Raw genomic sequence first — 17,979 nt, forward strand, 5'->3', positions numbered from 1 at the left:
CAACTTTCATATTTGTCGTTTAAAATGAAGAAAACGTAAAAATAAAGGATGGGGGATAATTGTGAAAGTTGTCATTGCATCTGATTCATACAAAGAAAGTCTAAAGGCTATAGAAGTATGTGAAGCTATTGAAAGAGGTTTTAGAGCAATTTTTCCTAAAGCAGAGTATGTAAAAATACCAATTGGAGATGGTGGTGAAGGAACTGTTGATTCACTTGTTGATGCCACAGGAGGAAGCGTTGTATCACTTTATGTGACAGGACCGCTTAGAGAAGGCGTACAAGCTTTTTATGGCATTTCTACAGATAAAAAGACAGCGTTTATTGAAATGGCATCGGCATCTGGATTACAACACGTTCCGGTTGAAAAGCGAAATCCATTCATTACAACGTCAAAAGGAACAGGAGAGCTTATATTACATGCGCTAGACCAAGGAGTTAAGCATATTATTTTGGGGCTTGGAGGAAGCGCTACAAATGATGGTGGGGCAGGTATGTTATCGGCTTTAGGAGTAAGGTTTATAGATGAAAAGGGTGAAGCAATAGATCCATCTGGAGGAACATTACATTCGATTGTCGCGATTGATTTTTCACGAATGGATTCACGCCTAAAGGAGATAACGATAGAAGCGGCGTGTGATGTAAATAATCCATTAGTCGGAATGAGAGGGGCATCTTTCGTATTTGGTGCTCAAAAGGGTGCGGATGTAGAGATGCTGAAAAGGCTAGATGAGAATTTAAAGCATTATGCGACTATTCTTAAACGATATGTATCTTTGGATGTATCTGAAATACCTGGTGCAGGAGCGGCAGGAGGTATGGGAGCAGCTGTTATTGCGGTGTTAAAGGGAAGCTTACGAAAGGGTATTGAAATTGTATTGGATCATACAAATTTTGATAAGCATATAGAAGATGCGGATTTAATTATAACTGGTGAAGGTAGAATAGATGAACAAACAGCATATGGAAAGGCTCCTGTTGGTGTCGCGGGGCGAGCGAAACGTCTTCATATTCCTGTGATTGCTATAGGAGGATCGGTATCTCCAAATTATCCAGTTGTTTACGAAAAGGGAATCGATGCAGTATTTAGTATTACGCCTTTTCCAATGGCACTAGAAGAGGCATATAAGATGGCAAAAGAGAATATTGAAATGACAGCAAGAAATATTGCAGCAGTATGGAAAATTGCATCGAAAAAACACTTCTAAATGTAGAAGTGTTTTTTATTATTATCTAATAATAATGATAGCAGTTGTTTCATTAAGTTAACTTTATACATAAAATGGTCTTAAGATTTGGATTTCAACATAAATATAAGTGAATAAATTGTATATCCATACAGAAAAATGTCGAGTTGAGTCAGAGTATATAAAAGATTTAAAATATTTAGTGAAGGCATAAAAGGGGGATACTATCTATGAAAAAAGAAATCTCAGTTATTGGAGTTCCAATGGATTTAGGACAGATGCGTCGTGGAGTTGATATGGGCCCGAGCGCGATCCGTTATGCAGGGGTAGTTGAAAGAATTGAAGAAATTGGATATAACGTTAAAGATATGGGAGATATATGTATAGAGAGAGAAAAAGAAGTTGATGAAAATACAAAATTAAGAAACCTTACACAAGTTGCGACTGTATGTAATGAATTGGCAAGTAAGGTGGATCATATTATAGAAGAAGGTCGTTTTCCACTTGTATTAGGTGGTGACCATAGTATCGCAATTGGTACACTAGCTGGTGTGGCAAAACATTATAAAAATTTAGGTGTTATTTGGTATGATGCACATGGAGATTTAAATACGGAGGAAACTTCACCATCTGGTAATATTCATGGAATGTCACTTGCAGCAAGTTTAGGCTATGGACATCCCACGCTTGTAGACTTATACGGGGCATATCCAAAGGTGAAAAAAGAGAACGTTGTAATTATCGGTGCACGTGCATTGGATGAAGGAGAAAAAGACTTTATTCGCAATGAAGGTATTAAAGTATTCTCGATGCATGAAATCGATCGTATGGGTATGACGGCTGTTATGGAAGAAACAATTGCTTATTTATCTCATACTGATGGTGTACATCTATCATTAGATTTAGATGGTCTTGATCCTCATGATGCACCAGGAGTTGGAACGCCTGTAATTGGTGGTCTATCGTATCGTGAAAGTCATTTAGCGATGGAAATGTTAGCGGAAGCTGATATTGTTACATCTGCTGAGTTTGTTGAAGTAAATACGATTTTAGATGAGAGAAATAGAACGGCAACAACCGCGGTTGCTTTAATGGGTTCTTTATTCGGTGAAAAACTAAAATAAATGTAAGAAAAGCAACTGAGAAGTTGCTTTTTTTATTTGAAAATAGGCGTATAATAATGATTTATATTATACTGTACGATAAGATTGTTTGACATCTTACCAATTTGATCTAAAGGGGGTTGTTTGTAATTGTCGTTTGTTTCATGTATGGTATAATTAACTAGTTGTTGGAAATACATACAGATAGAGCATAAAACAATATTTCAATATATGGATAGAATTGCTCGTAAGTAGGAGGAAGGGTTAGCATGCCTTTTGAAGATACGACCATTTTGAAATATCTTAGTACGGTATTAGATATTGCCGTTGTATGGTTTATTATATATAAGCTAATTCTTATAATCCGAGGGACAAAAGCTGTTCAACTTTTAAAGGGGATTACAGTTATTATTGTCGTTCGGATGATTAGTATTTTCCTTGAATTGCATACGCTTTATTGGCTAACGGAACAAGTATTAACGTGGGGATTTTTAGCCGTTATTATTATCTTCCAGCCAGAATTGCGAAGAGCACTTGAGCAGCTAGGACGCGGAAGTTTATTTTCGCGTGTTGGAACTCAGGAGGATGATGAACCTGAAATTGTTGCAACATCGATAGCAAAAGCAACGGAATATATGGGAAAACGTAGAATTGGTGCATTAATTACGTTGTCAAAAGAGACCGGAATGGGTGATTATGTGGAAACGGGTATTCCGTTAAATGCAAATGTATCATCGGAGTTACTCATTAATATTTTCATTCCAAATACGCCTCTTCACGACGGAGCCGTAATTATGCAAGGAAGTACAATTAAAGCAGCGGCTTGTTATCTTCCATTATCAGAAAGTCCCTTTATTTCTAAGGAGTTAGGAACAAGGCATCGTGCTGCAATGGGAGTTAGTGAAGTCACTGATAGTATTACAGTAGTTGTATCTGAAGAAACAGGCCAAATTTCTTTAACGAAAAATGGTAAGTTGCATCGTGATTTGAAGACGGAACAACTGAAGGATATGTTATTAGCAGAATTTAGTGGGAACGAAAAAACGACTTCTTCGTCTTTATGGAATTGGAGGAGAAAGCGTCATGGATAAGTTAATGGAGAATCATTGGTTTTTAAAAGGAATCTCATTACTATTGGCGTGTATGCTTTTTATGTCCGCAACTTTAACTGAAAAGAATACGACATCGGGTATATTACCTTTCGCAAATGATACGAAAGAAACATTAACTAATCATGCTATTAACCTTAAGTATGATGAAGATAAATATATTGTAAGTGGTATTCCGGCAGAGGGCGTTAAGGTGAAGTTAGAAGGCCCAAAAGCAGCAGTTGCTACAGCAAAAGCAAAAAAACAATTTGATATAACGGTTGATTTGCGAGATAGTCCAAAAGGGACTTATGAAGTTTCTTTGAAAACGAACGGGCTTCCAGATGATGTGAAGGGAACAGTTCAGCCATCAACAATTAAAGTTACTCTTCATGAAAAAGCGAGAAAATATGTTCATGTAGACTTAAAATTATCAAATGAGGATCAGATGCCAGCTGGTGCTACTCTCGAAAAATCAAACATTAAACCTGATACTGTTGAGGTAGTTGGGACGAAAGAAGAAATCGAAAGTATTTCATCTGCTAAGGCGTATATTGATTTAAAAGGTGTTAATAAAACTGTTACAAAAACAGCTGAAGTTACATTATACAATAAAGAAGGAAAACGTTTAAATGTAAGAACAAGTCCATCTAAAATTAGTGTAACGTTGAATGTGGCGACGCAAGCTACGGCCAATAATACGGAAAAAACTGTTCCTGTAACGTATACGAAAAAGGGGAGTTTACCAGAAGGATTGGCCGTTACAAATATTAGCGTTGAACCGAGAGAAGTAACGATAGCGGGTCCAAAAGATATTTTGGATAATATACAATCGATAGAGGGGGTCGAAGTAGATCTTAGTCAATTGACTGAGTCTACAACATTCGATACCTCTGTTTTATTGCCAAAGGGTGTAACGAGTTCTAAACCAAATCAAGTGAAGGTTTCCGTAGGGGTACAAAAAGTAAAACAAACAAAAACTAGAACAATTGAAGGTGTCTCGATTCAAAAAAATGGAGTTTCTAAAGATGTCACTGCTCAGCTACTTTCGCCACAGGATGGAAAGATAAGCGTTGATATTTCAGGAGAAGCAAGTATAGTAGATAAAATAACAGCTGCTCAAATAACAGCGGTAATTAATTTGCAAAATGTATCGCCAGGGACGAAGGATGTTTCGATTCAAGTGAGCGGTCCTGGTAATATTTCAATAGAGCCAAAACAAAAAAGTGCTAAAGTTACTATTGTGAAGAAAGAAAAGCCAGATCAAGAAGTACAGGGTAATGGTGAACAACCAGATTCAAATAATAATCAAGATAATCAAACTGAAAAACCAAAAGATCCTGAAACTAATCCAGAAAAAGACCAGGACAAAGAAAAAGACAAAGATAAAGATAAAGAACTTAGTCAAGAACCAACGGTAGATAATCAAAAAGAGCAAGAAAAAGGAGCGAATCATAATGGGTAAATATTTTGGTACAGATGGAGTACGTGGAGTTGCGAATGAGGAATTAACACCTGAATTAGCTTTCAAAATTGGACGTTTTGGTGGTTATGTATTAACAAAAGATACAGATCGTCCAAAAGTAATTATCGGTCGTGATACACGTGTATCTGGTCATATGTTAGAAGGAGCTTTAGTAGCAGGTCTATTATCAACTGGAGCAGAAGTAATGCGCCTTGGTGTTATTTCTACACCGGGTGTTGCTTATTTAACAAAGGCGTTAGGCGCACAAGCGGGTGTGATGATTTCTGCATCTCATAATCCGGTACAAGATAACGGAATTAAATTCTTCGGTTCAGACGGTTTTAAATTAACAGATGAGCAAGAAGCAGAAATCGAAGCTTTATTAGACAAAGAAGTTGATGAATTGCCACGTCCAACAGGTACTAACCTTGGACAAGTGAGCGATTACTTTGAAGGTGGACAAAAATATTTACAATACATTAAACAAACTGTAGAAGAAGATTTCTCTGGTTTACATATCGCTTTAGATTGTGCACATGGTGCAACGTCTTCTTTAGCGCCGTACTTATTTGCGGATTTAGAAGCTGATATTTCAACAATGGGAACTTCACCGAATGGTATGAATATTAATGCTGGAGTAGGTTCTACGCATCCTGAAGGCCTAGCAGAATTAGTGAAAGAAAAAGGTGCTGATATCGGTCTTGCTTTTGATGGTGATGGTGACCGTTTAATCGCTGTAGATGAAAAAGGAAACATCGTTGATGGCGATCAAATTATGTTTATTTGTGCGAAGTACATGAAAGAAACTGGCCAACTAAAGCACAATACAGTTGTTTCAACTGTTATGAGTAACTTAGGTTTCTACAAAGCACTTGAAGCAAACAATATTACAAGTGACAAAACTGCAGTTGGTGATCGCTACGTAATGGAAGAAATGAAACGCGGTGGTTACAACTTAGGCGGAGAACAATCAGGTCACATTATCTTACTTGATTACATTACAACTGGTGATGGAATGTTAAGTGCACTTCAACTTGTAAACATCATGAAAATGACGAAAAAGCCATTATCTGAGCTTGCAGGAGAAATGACGAAATTCCCACAATTACTAGTAAATGTTCGTGTAACAGATAAAAAATTAGCATTAGAAAATGAAAAAATTAAAGAAATTATTCGTGTTGTAGAAGAAGAAATGAACGGTGATGGCCGCATTCTTGTGCGTCCATCTGGAACAGAACCGCTTATTCGTGTAATGGCAGAAGCACCGACACAAGAAGTTTGTAATGCATATGTACATCGTATTGTAGAAGTTGTTAAAGCTGAAGTTGGCGCTTAATAATTTGTTGAATTTATTTTAAAAGGAGCACAAGAAGTGCTCCTTTTTCATATGTTTTAAAGACGATGAAAAAAATTTCATTGACGGTTTATAATGTTTGTTATAAGATTGTCTTGTTCTTTTTCTCAAAGTAAATGTTGTAAATTATAAAAGCGCCAGAACTACAAGTAGTGTAGTTGACGAGGTGGAGTTTTATCGAGATTTCGGCGGATGACTCCCGGTTGTTCATCATAACCGCAAGCTTTTACTTAAATCATTAAGGTGACTTAATGGACAAAGGTGAAAGTGTGATGAGAGAAAAGGAACGGATGAAAACTAGCTGTATAAGTATATACGGACTTAAACCCAATCGAGAGGAAGGTGAAAGCCGTTACAAGCTTACAGGGCTAGCAATATGTAATCCGTTTTTTAGTATAAATAAAAATGGTATCGGACTATGTCGTTACATGTTCGCAGAGCAGTGTAAGCATTTGTAACGGCGACTAAACATGTGTGGAATCGTAGGATTTATTGGAGAACAAGATGCAAAGGAAATTTTATTAAAAGGTTTAGAAAAACTAGAATATCGTGGATATGATTCAGCAGGTATTGCAGTACAAGCAGAGAACGGTGTTGTTGTGTACAAAGAAAAAGGCCGTATTGCAAAACTTCGCGAAATCGTAGATGAGAACGTAGCAGCAAGCGTAGGTATCGGACATACACGCTGGGCTACACACGGTGTTCCAAGTAAGGTAAACGCGCATCCGCATCAAAGTACATCAAAGCGCTTTACACTAGTTCATAACGGTGTAATTGAAAACTATGAATTAGTGAAAAAGGAATATTTACAAGATGTAACGTTCGTAAGTGAAACAGATACAGAAATTATCGTACAGCTTATGGAACAACAAGTGAGCACAGGATTAAGTGTAGAAGAAGCGTTCCGTAATACGCTATCTCTTTTACATGGCTCTTATGCAATCGGATTACTTGATGCTGAAAATCCAAACATGATTTATGTTGCTAAAAACAAAAGCCCGCTATTAGTAGGTGTTGGTGACAACTTTAATGTTGTGGCGAGCGACGCTATGGCGATGTTACAAGTTACAGATCAATTTATTGAGTTAATGGATAAAGAAATCGTAATCGTAACAAAAGAAAGCATTACAATTAAAAACTTACAAGGTGAAACGATTGAACGTGCACCGTTTACAGCGGAATTAGATGCAAGTGACATTGAAAAGGGAACATACCCTCATTTCATGCTTAAAGAAATTGATGAGCAACCACTTGTAATCCGTAATATTATTCAAAAGTATCAAGATGAAAATGGCGAAATTGAATTAGATCAAGATATCCGCAACGCGATTTTAGATAGCGATCGTATTTACATCATTGCATGTGGAACGAGTTATCATGCAGGTCTTGTTGGAAAACAATTTATCGAGAAGTTTGCAAAAACACCAGTTGAAGTACACGTAGCAAGTGAATTCTCTTACAACATGCCATTATTAACAGAAAGACCATTCTTCATTTACATTTCACAAAGTGGTGAAACAGCTGATAGCCGTGCAGTACTTGTGCAAACAAATGAAATGGGTCATAAAGCATTAACAATTACAAACGTACCTGGTTCTACGCTTTCTCGTGAAGCTGACTATACACTTCCACTATACGCTGGACCAGAAATTGCGGTTGCATCAACGAAAGCTTACACAGCACAGCTTGCAGTACTTTCAATCTTAGCGGCTGACATTGCTAAAGCGAAAGGTGAAGTTCTTGATTTCGACTTAACACACGAACTAGGAATTGTAGCAAATGCAATGATAGAACTTTGTGATCAAAAAGAAGAAATGGATGCATTAGCAAAACAATTTTTAGCAACAACGCGTAACTGTTTCTTCATCGGACGTAGCGTAGACTTCTACGTAGGATTAGAAGGTGCGTTAAAACTAAAAGAAATCTCTTACATCCAAGCAGAAGGATTTGCTGGAGGAGAATTAAAACACGGTACAATCGCTTTAATCGAAAATGGTACACCAGTTATCGCACTTGCTACACAAGAGCACGTAAACCTTGGAATTCGCGGTAACGTGAAAGAAGTAGTAGCACGCGGAGCTAACCCATGTATCATCTCAATGAAAGGCTTAGAAATGGAAGGAGACAGCTTCGTATTACCAGCTGTACACGAAGCACTAGCACCGCTAGTAGCAGTTATTCCATTACAACTTATCTCATACTACGCAGCACTTCACCGCGAGTGTGACGTTGATAAGCCACGTAACTTAGCTAAATCTGTTACGGTTGAGTAGAAGGTTGGTAGATTTGAAATAAATTTGTGAAGCCTCACCCCTTTGGATATTTTTATCTAAAGGGGTGTTTTTGTGTCCAAAAGAAAGAGAACATTTAAAATCGATAAGTGGATTAAAGAGGAGCGAGGAACTAGCAGTGGGAATGGACAGAAGCCCTACTGATTAAAGGTTCACTTTATCGGATTTGGAACGAAATCACTTTTGTTTATCTGAATTTTCTAGTAATATTTTAAGTATTCATGAACAGTTTTCTTTATTACTACAAGAAAAGACGATTGTTATTGCTGAAGAGCTTGGAATGAAACACCTAGCTGATCCAATTGAACGGGAATCTTGGGAGTATAGATGCATTAATTGACTAGACATGACGAGGGGTGTTTATTAATGAAAGTGAAAGAAAAAACATATTTAAGTATAGAAGAGATTATTTCATTACCGGCCTTATCAAGTACAAATATAAGTGATGATGGCAAAAATGTAGCGTTTGTTAAAAAGACAGCTAACTGGAAAGACAATACATATAGAAATCATGTATGGATATATGAAAAGGAAAAGGGGAAGAGTTACCCATTAACAATTGGAGATATAGATAGTACACATCCATTATGGTCTCCAGATTCTAAGGGTATCGCATATCTTAGCCCTGTTGGAGATGGGAAAAATCAGATCTTTTTTAAGTCACTAGACGGCTATAGTGAGGTTCAAATTACTGATGAGAAAGAAGGAGTCAGTAATTTCAAATGGGAGCCTACTGGTAAAGGTTTTTATTATATTGCACAGTCAAAAGAATGTGAGGAGATAAAGAAACGTAAGGAACGATATGGAGATTTCCATCATGTAGGTAAGGAACATCAGAATAATTGTTTATACTACATTGAAATAGAAAAAGTGAAACAAAATGATAAACAGGAACGGAAGGTTAGCGGTGTTTATCAACTAACGGACGGTAAGGATTTTTATATACATAACTTTGATATTTCAAATGATGGGAAAAAGGTTGTATGTATGGCTACACCAAGCCTAAACGATTATATGAATGGTGATATATATATATTAGATGTTGAAGCTGGGGAACTACAAAAGATGAATATAGATACGTTGTTAGGAGCGAGCATCTGCTTTTCTCCTGAGGGCGATAAAATATGTTACTCAGCAAGCATAAGAGAGAAGGATTACTATAGAAATCATATACAAGATAATACATTAGAGATATATGATATGAATACTGGAGAGGTAATTCAGCCTCTAACAAATTTTGATAGTACGGTTACGCCATTACAGTGGACAGCTAAAGGAATTTTAATTAGATGGCAGGATAAAACGAATTATCGTATTGGATTACTAGCTGAAGATGGCACTGTGGAAGCATTAAGCGACAAGGTAGATGGCTTTATAATGGATGCCTCTATAACAAAGGATGGAAATCATATAACCTATAATAAGGCTATAACAAATGAAACCTTTGAAATCTATTTGGATGATAAAAGAATAACGGATGAAAATAGCTTTTTCGAAGACAAGCTTAAAAGTAATAGGGAAATCATCTCATGGAAAAGTAGTGATGGCCTTGAAATTGAGGGTGTGTTATCGACCCCAGCAGAGTTTGACTCAAATAAAAAATATCCTTTATTAGTAGTAATTCATGGTGGTCCGGCTTGGGCATCCTTTCCGATATTTTCAGACTGCTTCAATGAGAAATATCCGATTGAACAGTTTATCGAAAAAGGCTTTATCGTTTTAGAGCCAAACTACAGAGGAAGTTCAGGTTATGGTAATGAATTCTTAAAAGCAAACTACAGAAAACAGGGAATCGCTGACTATGATGATGTTATATCAGGGGTGGATAAACTAGTTGATCAAGGGATTGTAGATAAAGATACAGTAGGAGTTATGGGATGGAGTAACGGAGGATATATATCAGCTTTCTGTTCTACATTTAGTAGTAGATTTAAAGCTATTTCAGTTGGGGGCGGAATTACGAACTGGAGTACCCATTATGTAAATACAGATATCCCTTACTTTATTAGAATGTATTTAGGAAATACTCCATGGAATGATCCGGAGATCTATACGAAGACATCACCAATGACATATATTAAATCAGCTTGTACGCCTACCTTAATTCAACATGGGGAAAAGGATGCAAGAATTCCAACTACAAATGCATATGAGCTATATGAAGGATTAAGAGATATGGAAGTTGATACAGAATTAATTATATTTAAAGGAATGGCATATAGTTCTGATTAGCCAGGAATGAGAGTAGCTATTATGAAGCAGAACTTGATGTGGTTTTCACATTATATTCTTGGAGAAAGTATGGAGGGCTTTCGTACTATATAATGGATATTCGTACAGGGATTTTTCGTTGTACAATCGGGTCATATTGTTGAAAAAGAGATACAACAAATTATATAATTTGTTGTAAACTGCATGCAAATCATTATGATTATAAGGAAATGTAATTCGGAGGACTAATATGACAGAAAATAAAAATGTGTTACCAGTAGAACAGCGTGAAGAATTATTCAAAGTATTGAAAGCTCGTTTTGAGAAGAATATGAATCGTCATGAAGGTCTTGAATGGGCTAAAGTTGAAGCGAAGCTGGATGTTAATGCTGAGAAATTATGGTCACTTAATGAAATGGAAGTAACTGGCGGTGAGCCGGATGTTGTTGGTTATGATAAAGAGAAGGACGAGTATACTTTCTATGATTGTTCAAAGGAGAGTCCTAAAGGCCGCAGAAGTCTTTGTTATGATCTTGAAGCGTTAGAGTCAAGAAAAAAACATAAACCAGAAAATAATGTCATTGATGTGGCAACTGCTATGGGCATTGAATTATTAACTGAAGAACAATATCGAGATTTGCAACAAATTGGGGATTTCGATATGAAATCATCAAGCTGGGTACAAACGCCTTCAGATATTCGCGAACTCGGTGGCGCTCTATTTTGCGATTATCGCTTTGGACACGTTTTTGTGTACCACAATGGAGCAGATTCCTATTATGCTGCTAGAGGGTTTCGCGGTTCGTTAAGAGTTTAAATTTGGAGTAAGTAAGAAAAGAGCCTATACTTAGGCTCTTTTCTTACTTATATTTTAAAAGTAAACTGTTACTACGCAGTTTTACTTAATTTATATGTTTCGTGGTTGTTTTTCCGGAAAAGTTTAGGGAAAACATAACCGTCTAATCCAATACGTCCAGCATTATGACCCGCAATTAAAATGAACATAGTTAAAACAAGCATGTTTGGGTTTACACTAACAGTTCCACTTAATAAGAATGAAAGATTCATTATGATTCCAAAGAATGCAGCAGTTTTTGTTAATCCACCTAAAATTAAACCTAAACCTACTAAGATTTCTCCCCATTGTACGAAAAAGCTAAATAAGTCTGCGTGCGGAAGAACAAAGTTTTGAAGGAAATCCGCCCACCAGCCTTGTACTGCGGGGTGATCGCCTGATGCTTGGGCGATGGCGCCTTTGAGGAAACCGCTGGCATCAAAAGATTGTCCTAAAACTTTCCCTATTCCAGCAGTAATCCAAGAATATCCTATGTAAAGACGTAAAAGTAATAATATGAAAGTAGCACGTTTATCAGTTCTTAAAAAATTGATAACCATTGAAATCCCTCCAATATTGTATTTACATGTTTATTATATATCCATTGTGAATAAATTCACAATGGAGGAAATGTGAACGAATATATGTTGTGAGTAATTGTTTTATTTTTTGTAACATTTCATCTTTTTTGATAGACTAATAATAGAGATATATCAAAAGGAGGCAAAGACTAGATATGTGGATGAACTTGTAATGATTAGCAATTGGATAGATTATTTTTCTCTCATAAGTGAGGGTTTATTTAGCTATCTGTAAATCATTCAAGGACTGCATATTTGGCGTAGTCATTCCTTCGGTAAGGATAGGCCTATTATGTATCTATCTTTTTTGTGGGGAAATTTATATCTCTCATATAAAATATGCGTCCTTTAAAATTGGAGGAGTATATGATGAATCAATTAAAAAATAAAGTAGCAGTTGTTACAGGTGTAAGTCGTCTAGACGGTATAGGAGCAGCTATTTGCACAGAGTTAGCAGAGGCTGGATACGATATATTTTTTACGTATTGGACAGCTTACGATAAAGAGATGCCTTGGGGCGTTGAGCAAAATGAACAAATACAATTAAAAGAAGAGCTAATACAAAAAGGTGTTAAAGTATCGAGCATGGAGTTAGATTTAACTCAAAATGATGCACCGAAAGAGCTTATAAATAGGGTTACTGAACAACTAGGCTACCCTCATATATTAATTAATAATGCAGCATATTCTACGAATAATGATTTCTCTAATTTGTCTGCTGAAGAGCTGGATAAGCATTACATGGTAAATGTTCGTGCGACTACATTGTTAAGTAGTCAATTTGCCCGAGGATTTGATAAGAAATTTGGTGGTAGAATTGTGAATATGACTTCGGGGCAATTTCAAGGGCCTATGGCAGGAGAACTGGCGTATGCAACAACGAAAGGAGCTATTGATGCTCTTACTAGTACGTTGTCAGCAGAAGTAGCCCATTTAGGAATAACAGTGAATGCAATTAACCCAGGTCCAACTAGTACAGGATGGATGACTGAAGAGATAAAGCAAGGATTAAAGCCGATGTTTCCTTTGGGCAGAATTGGTGAGCCAAAGGATGCAGCTAGACTCATAAAGTTTTTAGTAAGTGAAGAAGCAGAGTGGATTACGGGACAAGTGATTCATTCGGAAGGTGGATTTAAAAGGTAAAAAGAAGGCATCTCCTTCCGGTGAGATGCCTTCTTTCTAATCTTTCTTCAATCTTCGTGCAACACCATTCCCTAAAGATTGTAATCCTTGAACGAGGATAATTAAAATAAAGACGGTTGCATACATTACTTCAGGTTCATAGCGTAAATGTCCGAAGCGATATGCCAAGTCCCCTAGCCCGCCAGCGCCTACAAGACCAGCCATCGCTGTTGCGCCAATTAAGCCGATTGTTGCGATCGTTAATCCGAGCACAAGAGATGGGCGTGCTTCTTTAACCATGACGTGCCAAATGATTTTTATAGTAGAGACTCCCATTGCTTGGTAAGCTTCAATAACACCACGATCCACTTCTAGTAAAGCTGTCTCCATTAAGCGTGCAATATAAGGAGCTGTGAAGACGACAAGTGGTACGATAACACCTTGCACGCCAATGGATGTTCCCATTAGAAACTTCGTAAAAGGTAAAATGAAGAATAATAGAATGATAAATGGAAGAGAGCGAATGACATTAATAACTGTATTAAGAATAGGATAGATAAGTTTATTTTCTCGCTGTCCACCGGGTCTCGTCAAAACAAGTGTAACTCCGAGTGGTAATGCGATAAGGATAGAGATAAGTAATGAAATAGATGTCATTTGAAATGTTTGAATTGTTGCTTCCCATATGACTTTACCCCATTCATCCAAAAAGGGCTTGTTTTCCATAGTCTGTTTTCCCTCCCTCTACGATGATACCTTTCTCTTGTAAGAATGCTAAAGCAAGGTTTACTTCATTTTTTTCACCTTGCATATGAACGACAAGTTTCCCATATGCCTCATGTTTTAACTGCGTAATATTACCGGATAAAATATTTGGATATACTTGGTAACGTTTTGTAGCGATAGCTAGTGCTGGTTCTCCCGAAGAACTTCCTATAAAAGAAAGTGTTACAATTTCACCAGTAGTTTGTAGTTCTTTTTGTACTTCTTCTGGAATTTTAGCTGCAAATGCGCTATTTACAAACTTCTTCGTTGTTACATGTTGTGGATTTGTAAAAATGTCTTTCACAGTCCCGCTTTCGACTACAGATCCATGCTCCATAACGGCAACCTGGTCACAAATACGCTGGATGACATTCATTTCATGTGTAATGAGTAAAATCGTAATTCCAATTTCTTCATTAATTTTTAGTAATAAATCAAGAATAGAATCAGTTGTTTCTGGATCTAATGCGCTCGTTGCTTCATCACTTAATAAAACCTCTGGTTCATGTGATAGTGCACGAGCGATGGCAACACGTTGTTTCTGGCCGCCAGAAAGCTCGCTTGGATAAGCATCTTTACGGTTAAAAAGATCCACGATGCATAAATATTTTTCTACTCTTTTTTCAATTTCCTCTTTTGGAATGCCAGCAAGGCGTAACGGCAATGCGATATTTTCATAAACGGTAACAGTTTTAAGTAAATTGAATCCTTGAAAAATCATTCCGATTTTTTGCCTCGCTTTTGCTAGTTCTTTTGTTGATAAAGTGGTTAAGTCTTGGTTGTTTACGATGATGTTTCCTGTCGTTGGTTTTTCTAATAAATTTACACAGCGAATTAATGTGCTTTTACCAGCGCCGCTATACCCAATGATTCCAAATACCTCGCCTTTTTCTACTTTAAGGGAAGTAGACTTAAGAGCCTCAACAGTCCCTTTTTTTGTTGTAAATACTTTGGAGACGTTTTTTAATTCAATCATTATCGTCAGCTCCTACCAAGATGGTAAAACTGAACCATCAAATTTTTTCTCGATAAATTCTTTTACTTCTTTAGATTGATAAGCTTTCTTTAATTTACTTACAACAGCATCATCTTTATTTTCAGTACGAACAACGACCCAGTTCACGTATGGTGAATCTTTTCCTTCGCGGAAAATGGAATCTTTCGCTGGATTTAGTTTTGCACCTAATGCAAAGTTTGTGTTAATTGCAGCTGCTTTCACTTCACTTAATTGCGTTGGTAATTGAGAAGCTTCTAATTCAACAATCTTTAAATTTTTCGGGTTTTCAATTACATCCTTTGCAGTCGCTTTTTCTGTAGCCTTTGGATCAACTTTTAAAACCCCTGCTTTTTCAAATAATTTTAAAGCTCGAAGTTCATTCGTTGGGTCATTTGGTACAGCGATTGCATCGCCCTCTTTTAATTCTTTTACATCTTTTAAGCTTTTAGAATATACGCCCATTGGGAATGTTACTGTTGAAAATACTTCAGTTAATTTCATATTGCGTTCGGCTTTAAATACATCTAAATATGATTTCGTTTGATAGCTATTTACATCAAGACTTTTTTCATCTAACGAAACGTTTGGTGCTACGTAATCATTAAATATTTTTATATCAATGTCGAGACCGTCTTTTGCCGCAACTTCTTTAACCTTCTCAAAAATTTGTTCATGTGGTCCACCTGTTACACCGACAGTAATCTTTTTCTCGTCTAATATTTTTACATCTTTATCTGAATTTGCGCCACATGCGCCTAATAATAGTACTGCTCCGCTTACAATGCTCAATAATACTTTCTTCATCTATAATTCCCCCTTAATATACGTTCCAAAATAAAAAGCACCTCTCAAAATAAGAGAGGTGCCGAATAGACGAAATAGGTTCCTCTCTTATCTTCCAAAACGAAAACTCGTTTTGCAGGAATTAGCACCTTAGCTTATACGTTATAAGCTCGGTTGCCGGGCATCATCGGGCCAGTCCCTCCGCCACTCTTGATAAGAGTATGTATATGTAGTTTTTAAATATGGTACTAATAGTAAATCTAACAAAAGGAATTGTCAACTTTATTTTCTGAATATATTTTATTTTAAGGTAATCGAAACGTTTCCTTTCTTATGGCCCATTTCTACATACGTATGGGCTTCTGCAACTTCTTCTAATCGGTAAGTTCTATCAATAACAGGTTTTAGCTTTTCTGTTTCAACTAGTTGTTTTAGTAGTTTCATATCTTCTTTACTGACCTTTGCCATCATTCCGTTAACAGATACATATTTTCCATTAGGCATTAATGCGTCTGTACAAAGAGACTTTTTATACTTTCCAACTGCATCAAATATAATATCGTAGTGCTCGCCCTGCTTAGTAAAATCTTCTTTCGTATAATCAATTACTTTATCAGCCCCTAAAGATTGCACTAGTTCAAAATTTGAATTACTACAAACAGCTGTAACGGTCGCGCCGAAATATTTAGCAAGTTGTACAGCAGCTGTTCCTACTGATCCAGAGGCGCCGTATATGAGCACTTGTTGCTCTTTTTTTATACGGCCCTTCCTCAGAAAATGCAATGCTGAAGTTCCGCCAAAAGGAATAACGGCAGCTTCTTCATATGTCACATTGGTAGGTTTTAATGCTATTAATCCACTTTCATGCACGCATGTGTATTCGGCATAACCACCAAGGTTTAGTTCTGTTAATGCAAAAACTGGGTCTCCTTTTTTAAATTGAGTTACATCTGTTCCAATTTCTTCGATTTCACCGGATAACTCTACGCCGAGTATAGGTTTTCTCGGTTTTCTAAAACCTAATATGATCCGCATAGGAACCCAAAATAAGAGGGGACTATTAAAGCCACGTATTCTACAATCTCCAGTCGATACACTTGTTGCGCGAATTTTAACTAATACTTCGTTCTTTTTAGGTTTAGGTTTTTCTACATTTTGAAGCTGGAGAACGTTCGGTGGTCCATATTGTGTACAAATAATCGCCTTCATAATAACCTCCTGAAATGAGTTGTTATTATTTACATCATATTTAAGATCTTCATTAAACATGTCGCTATATAGAGAATATAGATTAAAAATTATATAGATTTCATAGGAAAAGAGGTGATATTATTTTGGGAAAGGGGGCGACATTATGAAAAAAATTATTTTTGTTTCAAGTTTAGTACTTGCAATCAGTCTAGGGGTAGGGTGTAGTAATGAGAAAACAGCAAAGACGGATGAGCCGAAAAAAGAATCAGTTCAAAAAGAAAAGGAATTAGCAGCGAAGGATGTTTTCAAGAAAACGAACGAAGCTTTTAAAAATGAAGAGCATGTAACGATGACATATGGTGTAGGGGTAAAAGCTGAGGGAACAGAGATGGACATATTAAAGGCTAAGATGCAATTAGAGCCAAAGACAAAGAATTCTCGTTCTGAAATGAATATTTCCGGTACAGATGTTGTAGTGTATACTGTGGATGGTAAAGTTGCTGGTGAGGTAAAAAACCCTAATACAGGAGAAGTTATAACCGTACCAGAGGAGCAATTAAATGCTGGTGGAATGAAAGCGACTCAAGATATTATAGATAAGTTAGAAGTACCGGAAGTAGTTTTAGATAAAATGAAGATGGAGAAAAGCGGAGATAAATATAAACTGAAATTTACATTAAAAGGGCAAGAAACAGAAAGTATGTTAACTAGCATGGATGAAACGCAGAAGAAAATGTTACAAGCACAAAATGCGAAGATAGAAGAAGTGGATGCAGAATATATCATTACAAAAGATTTTAAATATGAATCAGCAAAGATAGACATGATTATGAGTAGTAATGGCAAGGATAAAGCACACATTATTACGAACGCAAAATATACGTCGTACGAAAAGTTTGACCCAATAAAATTGCCAGCAGCAAAGTAACAGTTTTGATGAGGGGGGACCTAAAATAAGGACCCTCTTTTTTGTATACTTTCTTCATAGGAAAATAGGTACAATATGA

16 protein-coding genes, 1 pseudogene and 1 riboswitch are annotated in these 17,979 nt (G+C 36.6%); of the genes and pseudogenes, 12 read left to right on the top strand and 5 right to left on the bottom strand.

Translation table 11 applies throughout. The features are described from left to right. The first annotated feature begins 61 nt into the window (after positions 1-61). The 10 genes and pseudogenes from MHH42_RS00940 (at position 62) to MHH42_RS00985 (ending at position 11,515) form a co-directional block, all read left to right on the top strand. Entirely contained in the window at positions 62-1,207 is a 1,146-nt protein-coding gene (locus MHH42_RS00940; RefSeq protein WP_340892704.1) for a glycerate kinase, read from the top strand. A gap of 209 nt (positions 1,208-1,416) precedes the next feature. Continuing rightward, a complete protein-coding gene (gene rocF / locus MHH42_RS00945) occupies positions 1,417-2,310 on the top strand; it encodes an arginase (RefSeq protein ID WP_070174031.1) in 894 nt (297 codons plus the stop codon). Positions 2,311-2,558: 248 nt separating this feature from the next. Next, positions 2,559-3,380, top strand: coding sequence for a diadenylate cyclase CdaA (gene cdaA, locus MHH42_RS00950; RefSeq protein WP_001115710.1), 822 nt, complete (start codon positions 2,559-2,561; stop codon positions 3,378-3,380). Beyond that, the gene (locus tag MHH42_RS00955) at positions 3,373-4,842 is read left to right on the top strand and encodes a CdaR family protein (RefSeq protein ID WP_000359586.1); all 1,470 of its coding nucleotides are present in this window, start codon (positions 3,373-3,375) and stop codon (positions 4,840-4,842) included. Before cdaA ends, MHH42_RS00955 begins: the two co-directional genes overlap by 8 nt. Continuing rightward, positions 4,835-6,178, top strand: coding sequence for a phosphoglucosamine mutase (gene glmM, locus MHH42_RS00960; RefSeq protein ID WP_000521472.1), 1,344 nt, complete (start codon positions 4,835-4,837; stop codon positions 6,176-6,178). The genes MHH42_RS00955 and glmM overlap by 8 nt, the downstream gene beginning before the upstream one ends. A 290-nt stretch (positions 6,179-6,468) precedes the next feature. Next, on the top strand, positions 6,469-6,654 hold the full coding sequence (locus MHH42_RS00965) for a hypothetical protein (RefSeq protein WP_033659100.1): 186 nt from the start codon (positions 6,469-6,471) through the stop codon (positions 6,652-6,654). Between the two features lie 12 nt (positions 6,655-6,666). Then, positions 6,667-8,469, top strand: a complete 1,803-nt coding sequence (gene glmS / locus MHH42_RS00970; protein ID WP_000334150.1) for a glutamine--fructose-6-phosphate transaminase (isomerizing) — start codon at positions 6,667-6,669, stop codon at positions 8,467-8,469. A 184-nt stretch (positions 8,470-8,653) separates the two neighbouring features. Then, the gene (locus MHH42_RS00975) at positions 8,654-8,827 is read left to right on the top strand and encodes a hypothetical protein (protein ID WP_002037801.1); all 174 of its coding nucleotides are present in this window, start codon (positions 8,654-8,656) and stop codon (positions 8,825-8,827) included. 26 nt (positions 8,828-8,853) lie between these two features. Further along, positions 8,854-10,812: pseudogene (locus MHH42_RS00980) on the top strand (prolyl oligopeptidase family serine peptidase). Between the two features lie 136 nt (positions 10,813-10,948). Beyond that, on the top strand, positions 10,949-11,515 hold the full coding sequence (locus MHH42_RS00985) for a DUF4256 domain-containing protein (protein WP_000138392.1): 567 nt from the start codon (positions 10,949-10,951) through the stop codon (positions 11,513-11,515). Between the two features lie 71 nt (positions 11,516-11,586). Here MHH42_RS00985 and MHH42_RS00990 read toward each other — a convergent pair whose 3' ends face one another. Further along, on the bottom strand, positions 11,587-12,093 hold the full coding sequence (locus tag MHH42_RS00990; RefSeq protein WP_000236354.1) for a DoxX family membrane protein: 507 nt from the start codon (positions 12,091-12,093) through the stop codon (positions 11,587-11,589). A 387-nt stretch (positions 12,094-12,480) separates the two neighbouring features. Here MHH42_RS00990 and MHH42_RS00995 point away from each other — a divergent pair, with 387 nt between their 5' ends. Then, positions 12,481-13,257 (top strand): SDR family oxidoreductase, encoded by a 777-nt coding sequence (locus MHH42_RS00995; RefSeq protein ID WP_002105638.1) that lies wholly within the window; start codon positions 12,481-12,483, stop codon positions 13,255-13,257. Positions 13,258-13,293: 36 nt separating this feature from the next. Here MHH42_RS00995 and MHH42_RS01000 read toward each other — a convergent pair whose 3' ends face one another. From MHH42_RS01000 to MHH42_RS01015, 4 genes are all read right to left on the bottom strand, one after another. Then, complete coding sequence (locus MHH42_RS01000) at positions 13,294-13,962, bottom strand: methionine ABC transporter permease (RefSeq protein WP_070174034.1); 669 nt, start codon at positions 13,960-13,962, stop codon at positions 13,294-13,296. Beyond that, the gene (locus MHH42_RS01005) at positions 13,937-14,977 is read right to left on the bottom strand and encodes a methionine ABC transporter ATP-binding protein (protein WP_016107367.1); all 1,041 of its coding nucleotides are present in this window, start codon (positions 14,975-14,977) and stop codon (positions 13,937-13,939) included. Before MHH42_RS01005 ends, MHH42_RS01000 begins: the two co-directional genes overlap by 26 nt. Before the next feature lie 12 nt (positions 14,978-14,989). Next, positions 14,990-15,802 (bottom strand): MetQ/NlpA family ABC transporter substrate-binding protein, encoded by an 813-nt coding sequence (locus MHH42_RS01010; protein WP_000756964.1) that lies wholly within the window; start codon positions 15,800-15,802, stop codon positions 14,990-14,992. Between the two features lie 84 nt (positions 15,803-15,886). Beyond that, positions 15,887-16,001: riboswitch (SAM riboswitch) on the bottom strand. 80 nt (positions 16,002-16,081) lie between these two features. Next, a complete protein-coding gene (locus MHH42_RS01015; RefSeq protein WP_340892709.1) occupies positions 16,082-16,990 on the bottom strand; it encodes an NAD(P)-dependent alcohol dehydrogenase in 909 nt (302 codons plus the stop codon). Between the two features lie 145 nt (positions 16,991-17,135). Here MHH42_RS01015 and MHH42_RS01020 point away from each other — a divergent pair, with 145 nt between their 5' ends. Next, entirely contained in the window at positions 17,136-17,900 is a 765-nt protein-coding gene (locus MHH42_RS01020) for a DUF6612 family protein (protein WP_000720091.1), read from the top strand. Positions 17,901-17,979 lie beyond the last annotated feature (79 nt).

Origin of the sequence: Bacillus sp. FSL L8-0099, assembly GCF_038006385.1 — a bacterium.
GTDB lineage: Bacteria > Bacillota > Bacilli > Bacillales > Bacillaceae_G > Bacillus_A > Bacillus_A toyonensis.